Origin of the sequence: Streptomyces lunaelactis, assembly GCF_003054555.1 — a bacterium.
Classification (GTDB): Bacteria; Actinomycetota; Actinomycetes; order Streptomycetales; family Streptomycetaceae; genus Streptomyces; species Streptomyces lunaelactis.
Genome location: NZ_CP026304.1, coordinates 5,513,185 through 5,529,467, shown reverse-complemented (window position 1 = coordinate 5,529,467; position 16,283 = coordinate 5,513,185). Strand labels below are relative to the sequence as shown.

At 69.2% G+C, this 16,283-nt stretch carries 17 protein-coding genes; 4 read left to right on the top strand and 13 right to left on the bottom strand.

Annotated elements, in window-relative coordinates:
- Positions 1-3 precede the first annotated feature (3 nt).
- Positions 4-537 carry an alkyl hydroperoxide reductase gene (locus tag SLUN_RS25660; RefSeq protein ID WP_108152088.1) on the top strand — a complete coding sequence of 178 codons (534 nt, stop codon included), beginning with the start codon at positions 4-6 and terminating at the stop codon, positions 535-537.
- A 147-nt stretch (positions 538-684) separates the two neighbouring features.
- Positions 685-1,371 carry a Uma2 family endonuclease gene (locus SLUN_RS25655; protein ID WP_108152086.1) on the top strand — a complete coding sequence of 229 codons (687 nt, stop codon included), beginning with the start codon at positions 685-687 and terminating at the stop codon, positions 1,369-1,371.
- On the opposite strand, the gene SLUN_RS25650 is transcribed toward SLUN_RS25655, so the two are convergent.
- The 4 genes from SLUN_RS25650 to SLUN_RS25635 all read right to left on the bottom strand — a co-directional run bounded on the left by SLUN_RS25650 (position 1,322) and on the right by SLUN_RS25635 (position 6,405).
- Complete coding sequence (locus SLUN_RS25650) at positions 1,322-2,659, bottom strand: AI-2E family transporter (protein WP_108152084.1); 1,338 nt, start codon at positions 2,657-2,659, stop codon at positions 1,322-1,324. The genes SLUN_RS25655 and SLUN_RS25650 overlap by 50 nt on opposite strands.
- Positions 2,660-2,938: 279 nt before the next feature.
- On the bottom strand, positions 2,939-3,625 hold the full coding sequence (locus SLUN_RS25645; protein ID WP_108152082.1) for an aggregation-promoting factor C-terminal-like domain-containing protein: 687 nt from the start codon (positions 3,623-3,625) through the stop codon (positions 2,939-2,941).
- 390 nt (positions 3,626-4,015) lie between these two features.
- Positions 4,016-5,338, bottom strand: coding sequence for an RNA 5'-3' helicase PhoH2 (gene phoH2, locus SLUN_RS25640; RefSeq protein WP_108152080.1), 1,323 nt, complete (start codon positions 5,336-5,338; stop codon positions 4,016-4,018).
- Positions 5,339-5,643: 305 nt separating this feature from the next.
- A complete protein-coding gene (locus SLUN_RS25635) occupies positions 5,644-6,405 on the bottom strand; it encodes an isoprenyl transferase (RefSeq protein WP_108152078.1) in 762 nt (253 codons plus the stop codon).
- A gap of 106 nt (positions 6,406-6,511) precedes the next feature.
- Between SLUN_RS25635 and mgrA the strand changes: the two genes are divergently transcribed.
- Entirely contained in the window at positions 6,512-7,549 is a 1,038-nt protein-coding gene (gene mgrA, locus SLUN_RS25630) for an L-glyceraldehyde 3-phosphate reductase (RefSeq protein WP_108152076.1), read from the top strand.
- A gap of 293 nt (positions 7,550-7,842) precedes the next feature.
- Here the strand turns inward: mgrA and SLUN_RS25625 are convergent, their stop codons facing one another.
- The 4 genes from SLUN_RS25625 to SLUN_RS25610 all read right to left on the bottom strand — a co-directional run bounded on the left by SLUN_RS25625 (position 7,843) and on the right by SLUN_RS25610 (position 11,102).
- Complete coding sequence (locus SLUN_RS25625; RefSeq protein WP_108152074.1) at positions 7,843-8,166, bottom strand: winged helix-turn-helix transcriptional regulator; 324 nt, start codon at positions 8,164-8,166, stop codon at positions 7,843-7,845.
- Positions 8,150-9,694 carry a DUF2079 domain-containing protein gene (locus tag SLUN_RS25620; protein ID WP_108152072.1) on the bottom strand — a complete coding sequence of 515 codons (1,545 nt, stop codon included), beginning with the start codon at positions 9,692-9,694 and terminating at the stop codon, positions 8,150-8,152. The genes SLUN_RS25625 and SLUN_RS25620 overlap by 17 nt, the downstream gene beginning before the upstream one ends.
- Positions 9,695-9,782: 88 nt before the next feature.
- Complete coding sequence (locus SLUN_RS25615) at positions 9,783-10,178, bottom strand: cupin domain-containing protein (protein WP_108154934.1); 396 nt, start codon at positions 10,176-10,178, stop codon at positions 9,783-9,785.
- A 195-nt stretch (positions 10,179-10,373) separates the two neighbouring features.
- Positions 10,374-11,102: a prepilin peptidase gene (locus SLUN_RS25610; RefSeq protein ID WP_108152070.1), complete on the bottom strand. Its 729-nt coding sequence runs from the start codon at positions 11,100-11,102 to the stop codon at positions 10,374-10,376.
- Between the two features lie 41 nt (positions 11,103-11,143).
- Here SLUN_RS25610 and SLUN_RS25605 point away from each other — a divergent pair, with 41 nt between their 5' ends.
- On the top strand, positions 11,144-11,518 hold the full coding sequence (locus SLUN_RS25605; protein ID WP_108152068.1) for a DUF192 domain-containing protein: 375 nt from the start codon (positions 11,144-11,146) through the stop codon (positions 11,516-11,518).
- 18 nt (positions 11,519-11,536) lie between these two features.
- Here SLUN_RS25605 and SLUN_RS25600 read toward each other — a convergent pair whose 3' ends face one another.
- From SLUN_RS25600 to SLUN_RS25580, 5 genes are all read right to left on the bottom strand, one after another.
- Positions 11,537-12,283 (bottom strand): hypothetical protein, encoded by a 747-nt coding sequence (locus SLUN_RS25600; protein ID WP_108152066.1) that lies wholly within the window; start codon positions 12,281-12,283, stop codon positions 11,537-11,539.
- 114 nt (positions 12,284-12,397) lie between these two features.
- On the bottom strand, positions 12,398-13,453 hold the full coding sequence (locus SLUN_RS25595; RefSeq protein ID WP_108152064.1) for a phosphotransferase family protein: 1,056 nt from the start codon (positions 13,451-13,453) through the stop codon (positions 12,398-12,400).
- An 8-nt stretch (positions 13,454-13,461) separates the two neighbouring features.
- A complete protein-coding gene (locus SLUN_RS25590) occupies positions 13,462-13,830 on the bottom strand; it encodes a hypothetical protein (protein WP_108152062.1) in 369 nt (122 codons plus the stop codon).
- A gap of 13 nt (positions 13,831-13,843) precedes the next feature.
- Entirely contained in the window at positions 13,844-15,502 is a 1,659-nt protein-coding gene (locus tag SLUN_RS25585) for a restriction endonuclease fold toxin-2 domain-containing protein (RefSeq protein ID WP_159100323.1), read from the bottom strand.
- A 152-nt stretch (positions 15,503-15,654) separates the two neighbouring features.
- A complete protein-coding gene (locus tag SLUN_RS25580) occupies positions 15,655-16,281 on the bottom strand; it encodes an OmpA family protein (protein ID WP_108152058.1) in 627 nt (208 codons plus the stop codon).
- Positions 16,282-16,283: the final 2 nt, after the last annotated feature.

The following is a 16,283-nucleotide window of genomic DNA, read 5'->3' as shown; positions in this document are numbered from 1 at the left end:
GGTATGTCTCTCGATGAACTCAAGTCCGCGGTACCGGACTTCGCCAAGGACCTGAAGCTGAACCTCGGTTCGGTGATCGGCAACAGCGAGCTGCCGCAGCAGCAGCTCTGGGGCACCGTCCTGTCCTGCGCGATCGCCTCGCGCTCGCCGAAGGTGCTGCGCGAGCTGGAGCCGGAGGCCAAGGCGAACCTCTCCGCGGAGGCGTACACCGCGGCCAAGTCGGCCGCGGCCGTCATGGCGATGAACAACGTCTTCTACCGGACCCGGCATCTGCTGTCGGACCCGGAGTACGGGACGCTGCGCGCCGGTCTGCGGATGAACGTCATCGGCAACCCGGGCGTGGAGAAGGTCGACTTCGAGCTGTGGTCGCTGGCGGTCTCGGCGATCAACGGCTGCGGCCAGTGCCTCGACTCGCACGAGCAGGTGCTCCGCAAGGCGGGCGTGGACCGCGAGACGATCCAGGAGGCGTTCAAGATCGCCGCGGTGATCCAGGCGGTGGGCACGACGCTGGACGCGGAAGCGGTCCTGGCCGAGTAGTCCGTACGCGTACGAAGGGGCCTCGCCGACGTGATCGTCAGCGGGGCCCTTGTCCGTTCACCCGTTCGGGCGGCCAGTCGCGCACCGGACACGGAACGGCGTACCGGCCTACGATGATGGTCTCGACACCAGCCAACAGGAGGCGCCATGTCCGCCGCAGCAGTCGAGCACCACATGCCTTGCGACGACGACGAGCCGCCGACCCTGCTCGAATCAGCGAACGAGCTGATGGAGCGGCTCCCCGGCTACCGCGTCGAGATCATCGGAGGCAACATCATCGTGGCGCCACCAGCGGACGGCCCCCACGCCCGGGCACTCACCAAGCTCATGCGGCCCTTTATCACAGCGGGCCTGGACGACGGGGAGACTGAGGTACTTCAGGCCATCGGTCTCTGGCTGCCGACCGGACCCGAGGACTACGCGATCCCCGACCTCGTCGTGGTGGACGCCGATTTCGACGAGCACCTCATCGAGAACAACTCCTACGACCCCGCCTGCTTCCGCCTGGTTCTGGAGGTCACCTCCAGCAACTACAACAACGACCTCAAGAACAAGGTCGCCGCCTACGCCGAGGCCGCCATCCCCGTCTACGTGATCGTCGACCGCAAGAACGACCGCGTCCACCTCCTTACGGACCCGGTTCCGGGCGAGGCCACGTACGAGAACCACACCCTCCACGCCCGAGGTCACCAGGCGACCCTGCCCGACTCCATCGGCGCCAAGGTCACCCTCGATGTCACGGCCCTTCTGCAGGCCGGGGAGCGCAAGGCCCGGGCAGCTACAGCTACTCCGGCTGACTCGCCGGAGCCGGCTGACCCGTCGGCGCCGGAGTAGGCGCCACCTCCACCGCCGTCGCGCCGTGCGGCGGCGGCGCGTCGCGCAGGGCCTGTTCCTTGCTGTACGCCCGGAGATAGCCGACCACTGTGTTCGTCACCGCCACCAGTGGCACCGCCACCACCGCGCCGCCGATCCCCGCGGTCAGCCCGCCCGCCGCGACCGCGAGGACCACCGCGAGGGGGTGCACACGGACCGCGCGGCCCAGGATGAAGGGCTGCAGCACATGGCCCTCGAGCTGCTGCACCGCGAGGACGACGATGAGCACCATCAGCGCGGTGAACACGCCCTGGGTGACCAGCGCGACGACCACCGCGAGCGCGCCCGAGATGACCGCGCCGACGAGCGGGATGAACGCGAACAGGAAGATGAAGACGGCCAGCGGCACGGCCATCGGGACATCGAGGAAGTAGATGCCGAGGCCGATGAAGATCGCGTCGATCAGCGCCACGATCACCGTGCCGCGCACATAGGCCGTCAGCGTCCGCCAGGCACGCGGCCCGGCCCCGGCGACGCCCTCACGGGCCTGCGCCGGTACGAGCTTGAGCACCCAGTGCCAGATGCGCTTCCCGTCGTACAGCAGGAAGAGCGTGGAGAACATCGCCAGCAGGATGCCGGTCAGCAGCTCCACCATCACGGTCACACCCTGCAGACCGGCCGAGGTGATCTCCTCGGTGTTGGTCCCGATGGTGTCGCTGAGGTTCTTCGCGATGTCGTTGATCTGCGACTCGGTGACATGGAAGGGGCTGTCGAGAAGCCAGCGCTTGAGCTCCTCGATACCGTCCCTGACCCGGTCGGAGAGGTTGTCCAGGTTGTCCATGACCTGCCAGACCACAAACCAGCCGACCAGGCCCATGATGACGAAGCCGGCGATCGCCGTGACGGCGGTGGCGAGCCCGCGCGGCAGGCCGAGCCGCTTCAGCCGGGCCACGGTGGGCTGGAGCATCGCTGTGACGAGCAGCGCGGCGACAAAGGCGAGGACGACCAGCTGTACGGCGCTGATGACCCGCATCAACACCCAGAGCGTGCCTGCCAGTACGAGCAGCCGCCAGCCGGCCTCGGCGGCGACGCGCATGCCCCAGGGGATCGCGGCGACCGGGTCGGGCCTGGCCGCGACGGCGGGGGCGTACGAGGGTGGCACGGGGACGCTGTCCGGCGCGGGCGAGGCGGGCGGCGCGACGACGGGCACATCGTCGGCCGCGACCTCGCTGCGGCGCTCGTCCAGTTGCTCCCCTATCCGGGTCAGCCCGGCACCCAGCCCCGCGAGCCATCCTGGCAGTCTCGACATGATCTTCCCTCTTCCCCCCACCACTCCCCCCGGGAGCCCTTCCGACCCGACCGTACACGCACGGAGCCCCCCACCGTAGGACGGTGGGGGGCTCCGAGAAGTTGAGCGTCGGCCGGGCCTAAGCGGTGTCGGGGAAGTCCGGGTGGGTGAAGGAGCGGGGCGAGGGCCGAGTCTGGCAAGGCGGAGGAAGGAGTCCACGCGGAGCGTCGGCGACTGACGACAACGCAGCCAGGCGACAGCCATCGGCCCGCGACGCCGCCCGGACTTCCCCGGGGCCGCTTAGTACCAGTGGTTGGCCTGCCAGAACGACCACGCGCCACAAGGGCTGTCGTAACGGCTGTTCATGTAGTTCAGGCCCCACTTGATCTGGGTTGCCGGGTTTGTCTGCCAGTCGTCGCCGGCCGAGGACATCTTCGAGCCGGGCAGTGCCTGGACGAGACCGTACGCACCGGAAGAGGGGTTCTGTGCGCGGTAGTTCCAGGTGGACTCGTGGTCCACGATGTTGCTGAAGCACTGGAACTGGTCGGCGGGGACCATCTGCCGTGCGATCGCCTTGACTTCGGCGACGGTGTAGGAGCCCTGCGCGGAGAAGCTGGAGGCGTCGCGCACCGCATCGCGGTTGGCGCGCGCTTCCTCGGCCTCGCGCTCGGCCTCGTCCTCGGCGGCTTCCTTCTTCGCCTCGGCGGTCTTCGCGGCCGAGATGCGGGCGGCTTCCTCGGCGGACTTCTTCGCGGCCGCGTCGGCGGCAGCGGCCTGTGCGTCGGCCTGCTGCGTCAGGGACGAGACCTGAACCTGGGCCTGCTGGCCCATGGGTATGTCCGCGAGGAGCGTCGCGTCGGCTGCGGCCGCCTCGAGATCGTCGCCCGCGGGCAGGGTGTTGCCCGACGCGACGCCCACGACGGCGCCAACGGTGGTGACCGCGGTGGCTGATGCCACGGCGAACCCCCGGACCGAGATCCGGCTCACACGGTTTCCTTCCAGCAACCCCCGCATGGGTGACCTCGCGGGCGCAATCGTGCCCCTGACGCTGGCCTCCCCGTTGCTTGGTCACGGGAGGCGCGGGCCCGGTGGGCAACTCCCTTGACGGGAGTGCCGCATGTTGCTCGCGGGCGGCATACGACGGCAAGTCTTGAGTTGTGTGGTGCTGTGCACCTCTGGAGGTGCGGGTGTGCCGTATGCGGGGCCTGACGGAAGCAAGACTCTGCCGGAAGCAGACGCCGCAAGGCAATTCTTCGTTGCGTGTGAAAGCTCACACCCTGTTTGGGCCAGGTGTTTTACGGAAACCTGCGGACAGCACGACGCCGCCCGGCTACGCTCTTGCGCTCTGCCGGGCGGCGCCAACTGCCTTATTCCGTACTAGATCTGGCCTTCCTCCAGCATTTCGGTCACGAGCGCGGCGATCTGCGAGCGCTCGGAGCGAGTGAGGGTGACGTGCGCGAAGAGCGGATGGCCCTTCAACTTCTCGACCACGGCGACGACTCCGTCGTACCGGCCGACGCGCAGATTGTCCCGTTGTGCCACGTCATGCGTCAGGACGACCCGGGAATTCGCTCCGATACGGGACAGAACGGTCAGCAGGACGTTCCGTTCCAGCGACTGGGCCTCGTCGACGATGACGAACGCATCGTGCAGCGAGCGGCCACGGATATGGGTGAGCGGCAGGACCTCGAGCATGCCGCGCCCCAGTACCTCCTCGATCACTTCACGGCCCGCCACGGCCGAGAGGGTGTCGAAGACCGCCTGGGCCCAGGGGCTCATCTTCTCGGCCTCGGTGCCCGGCAGATAGCCGAGCTCCTGCCCGCCGACCGCGTACAACGGCCGGAAGACCATCACCTTCTGATGCTGCCTGCGCTCCAGCACCGCCTCGAGACCCGCGCAGAGCGCCAGCGCCGACTTGCCGGTGCCGGCCCGGCCGCCGAGCGAGATGATGCCGACCTCCGGGTCCAGGAGCAGATCGAGGGCGATGCGCTGCTCCGCGCTGCGGCCGTGGATGCCGAAGGCCTCCCGGTCGCCGCGCACCAGCCGGACGTTGCCCTCGGCCGAGACCCTGCCCAGCGCCTTGCCGCGCTCGGACTGGAGGACGAGACCGGTGTGGACGGGAAGGTCCGCCGCCTCGGGGACGTACAGCGTCTCCTCGCCATACAGCAGGTCCACCTGTTCGGCAGAAAGGGGCAGTTCGGCCATTCCGGTCCAGCCGGAGTCGGTGATGGCCAGCTCTGCCCGGTACTCCTCCGCCAGCAGGCCTACGGACGAGGCCTTGATACGGAGAGGCAGATCCTTGGAGACGACGGTGACGTCGTACCCCTCGGCCTGCAGATTTCGCGCTACCGCCAGAATCCGTGAGTCGTTGTCCCCCAATCGGAAGCCGGCCGGAAGGACGCCGGGATCGGAGTGATTGAGCTCGACGCGCAGCGAGCCGCCGAGGTCGCCCAGCGGGATGGGGGCGTCGAGGCGGCCGAACCGGATACGGAAGTCGTCCAGCAGGCGCAGCGCCTGCCGGGCGAAGTATCCGAGCTCCGGATGGTGCCGCTTGGCCTCCAGCTCCGTGATCACCACGATCGGGAGCACGACTTCGTGCTCGTCGAAGCGGGTCAGGGCGCTCGGATCGGCCAGCAGGACACTGGTGTCGAGAACGTAGGTGCGCCTGTCGGGCATGCGGCGCTTTGTGCTGTTCACCACGGAAGGACGTACCCCCTCGGATGAGGTCGGGGTGCGACGGCGTCGCGCGCGATGGGGCCGGGCTCGGGCCACGATGCACGGGCCGAACTCCGGCCCTCCGCGGTGTCCGCACTAGGAGTGCGGTCCTTCGTGTGCAAAGGGCCTCCCGGGTGAGCGATCTCGGCCGCTCACTGAGATACGACGTTCGTGGATCGGACGTCGACCTGAAAGGGGTATGCCCTCGAACACGCGCAGCCATGCCATGGCATATGACGACGCATGGATGAACAGCAGGTGATCCCCGCTACGGGGGACCCACCAGGAGGTCAGTTGCCGTAGCGGCGGTGGCGCGCGGCATAGTCGCGCAGCGCACGCAGGAAGTCGACCTTGCGGAACGCCGGCCAGAAGACTTCACAGAAGTAGTACTCCGAGTGGGCACTCTGCCAGAGCATGAATCCGGACAGCCGCTGCTCGCCGCTGGTACGGATGACCAGGTCGGGGTCGGGCTGGCCACGGGTGTAGAGGTGCTCCGAGATGTGCTCGACATCGACGATCTCTGCGAGCTCCTCGAAGCTCGTGCCCTTGTTGGCGTGCTCCAGCAGGAGGGAGCGGACGGCGTCGGCGATCTCCTGCCGGCCGCCGTATCCCACGGCGACGTTCACGAGTATCCCGTCGACACCGACGGTGGCCTGCTCGGCCTCCTTCAGTACGGACTGGGTGCGGGCGGGCAGCAGATCCAGCGTGCCGACGTGGTGCACCCGCCAGCGGCCGTCCGATGCGAGGTCGCGTACCGCGTTCTCGATGATGCCGAGGAGCGGGATCAGCTCCTTGTCGGGACGGTCCAGGTTGTCCGTGGACAGCAGCCAGAGGGTGACGACCTCGACATCGGTCTCGGCACACCAGCCCAGCAGCTCCTGGATCTTGCTCGCGCCGGCCTTGTGTCCCTGCTCGGCCGTACCGCCCGACGCTTTCGCCCAGCGACGGTTTCCGTCGAGGATGACGCCGATGTGCTTCGGCACCTGGGCGTGGTCGAGGCGGCCTTCCACCCGGCGTGCGTAGAGCCCGTACACCAGGTCGCGCAGGTTCACTGTTCTTAACCCCTCCATGCGGCAGTCCCCGAGGCCGCCACACTACTGCGCACGGGCCACAGCCACCCAACCCGGCCTGTCACAAGTCCGTGATAAGGAGGGATGCGTGACTGACTCCCCTTACTACCGAGCCGCCGCGGACCGCTACGAGTCGATGGAGTACCGGCGTACCGGCCGCTCCGGGCTCAAGCTGCCCGCCCTCTCCCTCGGCCTCTGGCACAACTTCGGCGACGACCGCACCCTGGACTCGCAGCGCGAGATCCTGCGCCGCGCCTTCGACCTGGGTGTGACGCACTTCGACCTGGCGAACAACTACGGCCCGCCGGCCGGCTCCGCCGAGCTGAACTTCGGCAAGATCTTTGCCCAGGATTTCATCCCATACCGCGATGAACTGGTCATTTCGACCAAAGCGGGCTATCTCATGCACCCCGGGCCGTACGGCGAGTGGGGTTCGCGAAAGTACCTGCTGTCCTCGCTCGACGCGTCCCTGGACCGGATGGGTCTGGACTACGTCGACATCTTCTACTCCCACCGCTTCGACCCGGACACCCCGCTCGAGGAGACGATGGGTGCGCTGGCCTCCGCCGTGCAGCAGGGCAAGGCGCTGTACGTGGGTGTCTCGTCGTACAACGCGGAGCAGACCGCCGAGGCGGCCCGGCTGCTGAAGGAGATGGGCGTACCCGCCCTCATCCACCAGCCCTCTTACTCGATGATCAACCGCTGGATCGAGGACGACGGACTGCTCGGCACGCTGGAGAGCGCCGGCATGGGCTGCATCTCCTTCGTGCCGCTGGCGCAGGGCCTGCTCACCGGCAAGTACCTCAAGGGCATTCCGGAGGGCTCGCGGGCCACGCAGGGCAAGTCCCTGGACCCGAAGCTGCTCTCCGACGAGGTCGTACGGCGGCTGAACGGGCTGAACGACATCGCCGTCCGGCGCGGTCAGTCGCTGGCCCAGCTGGCGATCGCCTGGGTGCTGCGCGACGAGCGGATGACCTCCGCGCTGATCGGGGCCTCCAGCGTGAAGCAGCTCGAGGAGAATGTCGCGGCGCTGGCCGGACCGGTTCTGAGCGCCGAGGAGTTGAAGGAGATCGACACCTTCGCGGTGGACACCGAGGGCACCAACATCTGGGCCGGACGGAGCTGACTGAGAGCCCGTCGGAGAGTCCGGAGCAACCCCGGGACATAAAACGGGCCGGTCCGTGGGGGGGGATACGGACCGGCCCGAGGGGGGGTTTCCACCATAACCCTTCGTGAGTGATGGCGGGTGCCACGCCATGCCGTAACTACGCTCCGAATGCGGCGGACGGAGGGGTGACCGTCTCGAGGGTCCGGAAAGTGGCTGGTTCCGGGCCTGTACGCCTGCTGGGAGGCCGCCCCTCCCACGAGGGACCCCCGGTCACGGGCGTGACATTGACGGTGTGTTCGACAGACTGTCCGTCAGGCCGCCGGCTCCTTCGATTTATTGGCGAGAATCTGCCTCATGAAGGTGTCGCCCCACTCGCCGAGCGGCAGCAGCGCGGTGTTGAGCGCCTGGCCCAGTTCGGTGAGGGAGTACTCGACGCGCGGCGGGACCTCCCGGTACACCTCGCGGTGCACGACACCGTCGGCCTCCAGCTCGCGCAGCTGCTGGATCAGCATCTCTTCGCTGACGCCGGACACATGGCGCTTCAGCTCCCCGAAGCGGTACGTCCCGTCGTGCAGCGCCCACAGGATGAGCGGCTTCCAAAAGCGGACAGGGGGAGGGTCACGGTCGGTCCTCATGCCTGAGGCGCAACAGCGTGATGCCGTCGCGCCGGGCGACGCGCACATAGCCGTACTTCTCCTGCGCGGCGGCCAGTTCGGCCTGCTGCTGCTCGGGCGGGTAGGGCCAGTGGCCCGAGGGGTACGGCCACGCCTCCGGCGCCCTGCGGTCATGGATGATCCACTCGGCCGTGGGGCGGGGCAGCCGCGTCTTGTCGTACTCGTACAGCCGCGCGTCGACCGGGAAGGCCGGGAAGAGAACGACCTCGCAGCGTGAAGTGAGCTGCGGGACAAAGCGGTTGGAGGCGGCGACCGTCGCTCCGTCCGGGATCCGGTCGAGCAGCGAGCGGGCCGCCTTGATGTGGGGCGTCGTATGCCAGGTGGCCCGCTGGGCCACCTGGGCGAGGGGGAACGACGGCAGCATGACGAGCGTCACGGCGAGGACGGTGACGAGCGAGGCGCGGACATGGCGGGCGGCGAGCGGATGGTCCGTGCCGCGCCAGTGCCGCAGCGTGTCGATGAGGCCGGCGAGGACGATGGGCATCAGGACGGCGCTGTAGTGGAAGGACGTGCCCCAGTGGAAGCCGACTTGCGACAGCATCCGCCAGGCGAGCGTGGGCACGGCGAGGATCGCGAGCGGGGAGCGCAGCGCCAGCAGCGCCGACGGGGCGAAGACCAGGATGAGGGTCATGGCCTTGATGTCGGGGCGCAGCGCGTCGAGCGGGGCGAAGGCGATGGTGGTGAGCAGTGAGCTGTGGGTGTCCTCGGCGAGATTGCCGCCGTGCGCGTATCCGCCCGCCGGGTTGAAGGCGGGCAGCAGCAGCTTGATCTCGACGGCGGAGGCGAGCAGACCGGCCGCGGCGGTGACGACGCCCAGGCGGCGCGGGCCCTTCCAGGCGACGTAGCAGCCGAGGGCGGCGAGCGTGAGGCCCAGGTCCTCCTTGACCAGGACCAGCGGGGCAGACCAGGCGACGGCGGGGCCGAAGCGTCGGCGGCCGAGGGCCTCCAGGGCGAAGGAGAGCAGCGGTACGGCGAGCGCGACCTCGTGGAAGTCGAAGGCGGCGGCCGATGCGATGCCCCAGCTCAGGCCGTAGCCGACGGCGATGACGTGCGCCGGGCGGCGGCCGAGCTCCCGCAGGGCCCAGCGGGCGAGCGGTACGACGGCGAGGGCGAGCAGCGCCGACTGGGCGAGGAGGAGGCAGAGGGGGGACGGCCAGAGGCGGTAGAGGGGGGCGAGGACGGCGAGCGCGGGGTGGAAGTGGTCGCCGAGCAGATTGAAGTGGTCACCGCGCAACGGGACGATGGGCGCCCGGAATTGGGAGTAGGCGCGTACGGCCTGTTCGAAGATGCCGAGGTCGTAACCGGTGGTGCGGAGCAGCGTGTGGCGGCGTACGGCGACGGTGGCGTAGAGCAGGAAGAGCGCCGCCCAGCCCAGGAGGAGGGCGGCGGGAAGCGGCAGCGGGCGGGATCCGGGTTCCGGCGAGGGGGCGGGGATGAGGGACCGTAGTACACCTCGCCGAATCGCCACTTTGTCAGAAAATGTCCGCATGCGTCCAGATGCTAGACGGGCACCCTGACGCTGGACGGGCTTGACTGCCCCGATGAGGAAGCGCGTCGTCGGCCGGGCAGGGCGCCGGTCATGAAAGGGCGTGTCCCGTGGTGCTGTCGACGTGGTCGGGGATGTCACCGTCGTGCCGGTCGCCCGTCGACTTCGTACCGGACGGCTCGAACATGAGGATCGAGCCGCCGGGCGACGAGGGCTTGTGCTCGACGCCCTTCGGTACGACGAAGGTGTCGCCCTTGTGCAGTTCGACGGTGGACTCGGTGCCGTCGGCGGCGCGCAGAGCGACGTCGAACCGGCCGTCGAGGACGAGGAAGAACTCGTCGGTGTCCTCGTGGACGTGCCAGACGTGCTCGCCGGCGGTGTGGGCGATCCGTACGTCGTAGTCGTTCATCCGGGCCACGATGCGGGGGCTGTAGACATCGTCGAAGGAGGCAAGCGCTTCGGTGAGGTTGACCGGCTTCGCGTCAATGGAATCCATGAGAACAATTGTCCATGGCGGGGAGTGCTGCGTCCTGTCGGTTTCGTTGGCTGACGGGTGCCCGAGGGTAGGCGGCCAACCTGCGGGGGTCATGGGCCCCCTGGCCCACCCAATCCGCTCGAGATCGGCACCAGTAGTCGTGCCTGACAGGCAAGTTGAGCGGCGTCACGGGTGCGCTGCGGCGCCTCAGGCCGCCGCCAGGCCGCCGAGCAGCAGTCCGGCCAGCGCGCCCAGGATCATGAACGGCCCGAACGGGATCGCGGTCTTGCGGCCCGCGCGGCGCAGGATCATCAGCCCGAGCCCGTACAGCGAACCCAGCAGCAGGCCCGCGAAGGCACCCGTGAAGAGGACCGTCCAGCCGTACCAGCCGAGGGCGACGCCGAGCGAGAGGGCGAGCTTGACGTCGCCGAAACCCATGCCGTTCGGGTGGATCAGGAAGAGCAGGAAGTAGAAGGCTCCGAGGATCATCCCGCCGAGCAGCGCGGTGGGCCAGGAGCCCGCGTCGCCGGGGGCCAGCGCGGCGAGCCCGAGGAGCACGGCGGCCGCGGCGGCGAGCGGCAGGGTCAGCCGGTCGGGCAGACGGTGGACGTTGCGGTCGACGAGGGCGAGCAGTACGGCGAAGGGGGCGAGCAGCAGCCAGACGGCCAGCTCGGGGCGGGGGCCGGTGGCGGCGGCGAGGGCGACGCAGGAGAGGGCGGTGAGGGCGGGGACGAGCAGGTGTCCGGGGAGGTGCGTGGGGGCGCACTGCCCGCCGCCGAGCCAGCCCCCGGCGGGCCCGGCGAAGGGGTGCCCGGCGGGGCAGGTGTCGCGCCAGGCCTCCTCCGGCTCGACGGAGAGCCGGTACGCGGCGCGCGGGACGAGCAGCCCGGCGGCGGCACCCCACAGGGCGGCGACGGCGATCAGCGTGGCGTACACGGCAGCGAGCGTAAGGGGCGCGGCCGGTACGGTCTACGTCCATGGGTCGAGATCGTCAATGGCGAAATGGCACAGGGGTGTTGAGGATCAGCGGACGGGACGCGAGTGCGCCGGTGCCGGTGCCGGTCGAGATCGCCGCTTCGTACGGAGCGCGGCGGCGCGGTCTGCTCGGGCGGGACGGGATCGAGGGCGCGATCCTGCTGACCCCGTGCAACAGCGTGCACACCTTCCGGATGCGCTTCTCCATCGATGTGGCCTACCTGAACAGGGGGTTGAGGATCGTCGATGTGCACACGATGAAGCCGGGGCGGTTCGGCAGGCCGCGGTTGCGCGCGCGGCACGTGCTGGAGGCGGAGGCGGGCGCCATGGCCGCCTGGGGCCTGCGGCCAGGGGTCCGGCTGGCGATCGACGTCTGAAGTCGGCCTGCCCGCCGGCTACTTGAGCTTGGCGGTCTGGGCGGTGAGCAGAGCCGGCGGAATCTTCGGCGTCTGCGGCCCTTCGAGGTTCGCGGTGTAGAAGGTGGCCAGCGTGCCGCCGGACCGTACGACCTGGAAGACGAGCGGCACCGGGATCCCCTCGAAGTCACCCGTGACCTGGTAGGCGAAAGCGTCGTCCCCGACCCTGGCGACGGGCAGTGCCTTCACGCTCCTGTACGTCGACGGCCCCTCGGCGCCACTCGCCCGGAAGCCGCCCCCGCACGCCTCGACGGCGGTCCGCAGCCGGCTGAGTACGGTCGCCGCGCCCTGCGCACCGTGAGAGGTGAGGAACTCGGAGACGGCGGGCCGGTCGTCCTTGGCGCCGGTGAGCTGCCGGTACGCGGAGGCCCGGGCGACGGGCTCCGGCTTGCCGTTGATGACGGCGGTGATCGGGGCGCACTCGGCCTTGTCGGGGGTCTCGCCCTGGGCCGGCGGGGCTTCCAGGGGCCCGGCGTTGAAGCCGGGGACATCGCCCTTGGCGAGGATCGCCGCCTCCAGCTCGGCTTTGGAGAGGTCCTTCTGGGGTGCGGCGGGCCGCGCCGGACCGCTGGGAGCCGGGGTGGGTGACGCGGGCGCGGTGGACTGCCGCTCGGGCTTCTTCGCGTCGGCGGGCCTGTCAGTGCCGCTGCTCTCTCCACCACAGGCGGCCGTGCTCGCCATCACGAGAGTGAGGACCGCTACCGCCGTTGCCGTGCGCTGCCGCATCCGTGTCCCCTCTCGATGGTGTGAGCCGTCGCGGCACGCTAACAGCGGTGTCCGCGCCCGTGCATGGGCCCACGGACCCAACCGACCACCTGGGCCGTGTCTGAGGCCACTGGCTCATGGCCTTCGGCTCGGCACGGTCCCCAGTCCGGGCCAGCGCTCCAGCATGCGCCCGCGCAGCTGCGTACTGAGCCGTCCGAGCCCGTCCAGTGAGTCGCTGCCCTCCGCCGTCCGCGCCATGACCCCGAGCCGGTGCACCAGCCGCTCCCGCGCGCTCACCGTCCCCCACTCCCAGTCCTCGCCCACGACCCGGGCCAACTGGTCGGCGGTCCCCCGGTGCGCCCGCTGGACCAGCGCGTCACCGCGGATCAGCCAGCCCGCGCAGGCGTCGGCGAGCTCGCCCTCGACGTCCGTACCCGTCGCCGCACGCCAGGCGCTGCGGTACGCCGCTTCGGCCTCGGCGAGCAGCGGTTCGGGGGCGGCGGTGACGCACCAGCAGGTGGGGAAGCCGATGCGCAGATACGCGAGCTCCATGAGCCCGTTGCCCAGGCAGGCCTGCTCGAAGTCGACGAACCGGATCCCGTCGGCGGTGTGCAGATCGTTGCCGGGACAGGGATCCCCGTGCAGCAGAGCGCTCCGCCCGTCGAACTTCCGCAGCCGCAGCACGAGTTCACCGAGCTCGTCCTCGACACCCCTCGGGACGTCGACCGCCAGCGCACCCGCGAGGACCAGAAACGATGCGATGTCCCCGGCATCGGGGCCGGCCCAGCGAGGCAGAACGTCCCCGGCATCGCCCGTATCCGCGGCGTGCAGCCGGGCGAGAGCCGTGGCGTACTCGGCCTCCCACCCTTCGCGCGGCCGCCGGTGCTCCACGTACTCCAGCACCAGTACGCGCTCGTCCTCATCGGTTCCCAGCAGCCCCGGCACGACGGCGGGCCGTACGCGCGCTGCCATCCGCAGTGCCGCGAGCTCACGCGCGTACCGCTCCTCGGCCTCGGCGACGTCACCCTTCTCCGACGTCTCCGGCACGAGCTGCTTCACGACGGCGGGCCCGTCGGCCAGTTCGACGCGCCACACGGCGGACCGCGGACTGCTGTCGAGCAACCGGGCGCTGCGGGGCGTACCCAACTCGTCCCGCAGCCGCTCCCCGAAGGGCATCCGGTTCGACCTCATCCGGTGCGTCACTCCTCCGCCGCTGCAACCAGCTCGGCTGTCGTCGAGGTCTCGTCGACGGCGACGTCGAAGCTGTAGCCGTCGTCGCAGAAGATGACCTCGATCTCCTTGGGGACGAGCTTGCGGTACCAGAGCGCGAAGTCGGCGACGAGATCGATGGCCCCGTCGAGGTAGATGCACCGCCCGTCGACATGGGTGTATCCCTCCACCTCTTCGCCTTCGCGCCGCACCTCCCACTCGACATCACGCACCTGGGCGCCCTCATCGAGTTCTCGGCGCCGCACGGAGGCCGTCGGCCAGTCGGTCGTCAGAGACGATACGAGCGCGTCCTGCGCCACACTCCACTCATCGCTGTCGAACACCACCAAGTACGGCATCCCGTCCACTCCTTCACGGCTTCACGACGACCTGGCCAGGGATTCCGTACTGGCGCAGCTTGTCCTGGAAATACTCCACGGCACGCGGATCATTCGTGACGATACGCATCTTGTTCACGGGCGTGCCCTTGTCCTTGAGGACGGCGGCGTACCGCCGGAACTCGTCGTTGATCTCCGCGTCGACCTTCTCACGGATGAAGTCGGGCGCCTTGGAATCCTTGATGAACGGGCTCTTGTCGGGCTTGTCGACGAACTTGGCGTCGATCAGTTCGCCGGTGTCGGAGTCGAAGCCGTCCGCCCAGACCTTCTCGCCGCCGCCCTCCGCCTGGTACTCGGTGTCGCCGGCGTGACGACGCTGGTACGCGCGCTGCCGGGGGTTGCCGTAGTTGGCCGGCCGGGTCTTCAGCTTGAGCTTGTACTTCGTCACGCAGTCGTTGTTGTGGACGAGCGCCGAGCTGTCGCCCACAGCCACGTAGTAGGTGTGGCTGCCGCTGACGGTCAGGTCGTGCGTGGTCCGGCGCCCGACGAAGCTCTCGACGGCGCCGACCTGCACCGCGGTACCGGCCGCGGTGCGCAGCAGCGTTCCGGGGCGGATGTCGCCCGCGTCGACCCAGCGATGGAGATCCACCGACCAGAAGGGATGGGTGCCGGTCGCCGTGATCACGGCGGGACCGGACGTCGTACGCGTGATGAGGCGGGTGAAGTCCTTGTCGTCGCTGGTGGTGATGGTGTCCGTGACCTGCCGGGCCGAGGTCGCTCCGCCCGCCGGATCGGTGGCGATGACGCGGTCCCCGATGCGTACCGTCTCGATGGGTATGCGTCGCCCGTCGGCCAGCAGGACCGGTGTGCCGGGCAGGAAGCTGTGGCTGACCGGACAGGTGGTCGGTTTGTCGCGGTCCTTGGGTTTCTTCTTCTCCGCGTCGAGCTTCCTCTGCGCGTCGGCGAGCTTCTTCTCCGCCTCCGTGACCCGCTTGCGGTTCTTGATGAGCCCCTTCAGGCCGTCGTAGAGATCGCCGCCGTGCTTCTTGAGCTTATTGACGAGCTCGACGGCTTTCTTCCACTTCCACGGCGCCCCGTACTTGGCGGCGAGCTTCCCGACGGCGCCGCCGATGAGGCTGAGGAGCACATTGACGAGCGTCTCGGTGCAGGCGCCCATGTCGCCCTTGGTGATGCAGTCGAGGGCATCGGTGATCCCGAGTTCCTCGGCGAGGATCTTCGCGAGCTCCTTGGCGGCCTCGATGGCCTTGTCCTGATCGGACTTCTCGTCCCGCTGGGCGTCCTGAAGGTCCTTGAGGGCCTTCTCGTAGTCGAGCTGGGTCTGGGTCTTCTGCCCGCCGTCACCGACGTCGTCGGAGGCCGGATCACCGGTACGGCCCGGGGCGCCGGGCTGGTCCTGGTCGTCCCCCGCCTGCGGGTCTCCCCCGCCGTCGACACCACAGCTGCCGCCGACCGCCTGGCAGATCTTGTTCCCGATGGCCTTGCCCACCTCGGGCACACCGCCGGTCGCCACCAGAGCACCAATGATCGCGATCGCGACCACGACCAGACCGATGTACTCCACGGCGGTCTGCCCCGACTGCGACTTCCGCAGCCCCAGTGCCCGGGCATCGGTACGCGGCAATAACGCCCGCACCCGCCGGCGAAGCTGACGCACAACCCCCATACGCGACATGAACACGACGCTAGGGCCGGTGGCGTGCGCAGTCGTGGGCCCCTGGACCCAAAGTCGGGCTCACATCGCCCGGGCACATGACGTGGGCCCCGCCGCAAGGAGATCGCGGCGGAGCCCACAGCGCCTGCACGGGCCAGAACGGCCCGGGAAATCTAGGAGGCCGCTCCGCGGGGGAAGGAGACCTCCACCCGCCTGTTCTTCCTGCGGTTCTCCTCGGAGCTGTTCTCGGCGATCGGGAACTGTTCGCCGTAGCCCCGGATCTCGTAGGTGATGCCCACCGCGGCGAGTTCCTTCGAAAGCTCCCCGTGCACCGCGTCCGCGCGCTGCTTGGAGAGCACATCGCCGTGTGCCGAGGACCCCAGATCGTCGGTGAAGCCGAACACCCGGACCTTCTTGGCGTTCTGCTTCCTGATCTCGTCGGCGATCGCCCTGATACGGGAGTTGGCGGCGCTGCTCAGTTCGGCGCTGTCCTTGCCGAAGAGGACTTCGGCCTGCAGGCTGAACTTGACCTCGGAATTCGAGTCCTCGCGCTGCTCGTTTCCCGCCTCGTCGCCGACGACCTGCTTGATCTCCAGCACCTTGCCCTGAGCCAGCGTGGCGCCGTCGACCATCTTGAGGTCGGGGTCGGTGACGTCGATCTTTCCCTGGAACACGGAGACGGCCTTGGGACGCGGTCCGTCATCGGCACCTGCCGAGGGGACCGCCACAACAGTGAGAACCAGCGCGAGGGAGCCGATGGCCACGGCCCTGCTTGGTACGAAACCCGGACTGAATCGCATGC

Excerpts from the sequence above, each read along its gene's own strand:
- SLUN_RS25590 (WP_108152062.1), bottom strand. The coding sequence starts at position 13,830 with ATGCCGTACTTGGTGGTGTTCGACAGCGATGAGTGGAGTGTGGCGCAG.
- SLUN_RS25585 (WP_159100323.1), bottom strand. The coding sequence starts at position 15,502 with ATGTCGCGTATGGGGGTTGTGCGTCAGCTTCGCCGGCGGGTGCGGGCG.
- SLUN_RS25595 (WP_108152064.1), bottom strand. The coding sequence starts at position 13,453 with ATGAGGTCGAACCGGATGCCCTTCGGGGAGCGGCTGCGGGACGAGTTG.
- SLUN_RS25605 (WP_108152068.1), top strand. The coding sequence starts at position 11,144 with ATGGGTCGAGATCGTCAATGGCGAAATGGCACAGGGGTGTTGAGGATC.
- SLUN_RS25620 (WP_108152072.1), bottom strand. The coding sequence starts at position 9,694 with ATGCGGACATTTTCTGACAAAGTGGCGATTCGGCGAGGTGTACTACGG.
- SLUN_RS25650 (WP_108152084.1), bottom strand. The coding sequence starts at position 2,659 with ATGTCGAGACTGCCAGGATGGCTCGCGGGGCTGGGTGCCGGGCTGACC.
- SLUN_RS25580 (WP_108152058.1), bottom strand. The coding sequence starts at position 16,281 with ATGCGATTCAGTCCGGGTTTCGTACCAAGCAGGGCCGTGGCCATCGGC.
- SLUN_RS25600 (WP_108152066.1), bottom strand. The coding sequence starts at position 12,283 with ATGCGGCAGCGCACGGCAACGGCGGTAGCGGTCCTCACTCTCGTGATG.
- SLUN_RS25625 (WP_108152074.1), bottom strand. The coding sequence starts at position 8,166 with ATGAGGACCGACCGTGACCCTCCCCCTGTCCGCTTTTGGAAGCCGCTC.
- SLUN_RS25660 (WP_108152088.1), top strand. The coding sequence starts at position 4 with ATGTCTCTCGATGAACTCAAGTCCGCGGTACCGGACTTCGCCAAGGAC.
- SLUN_RS25655 (WP_108152086.1), top strand. The coding sequence starts at position 685 with ATGTCCGCCGCAGCAGTCGAGCACCACATGCCTTGCGACGACGACGAG.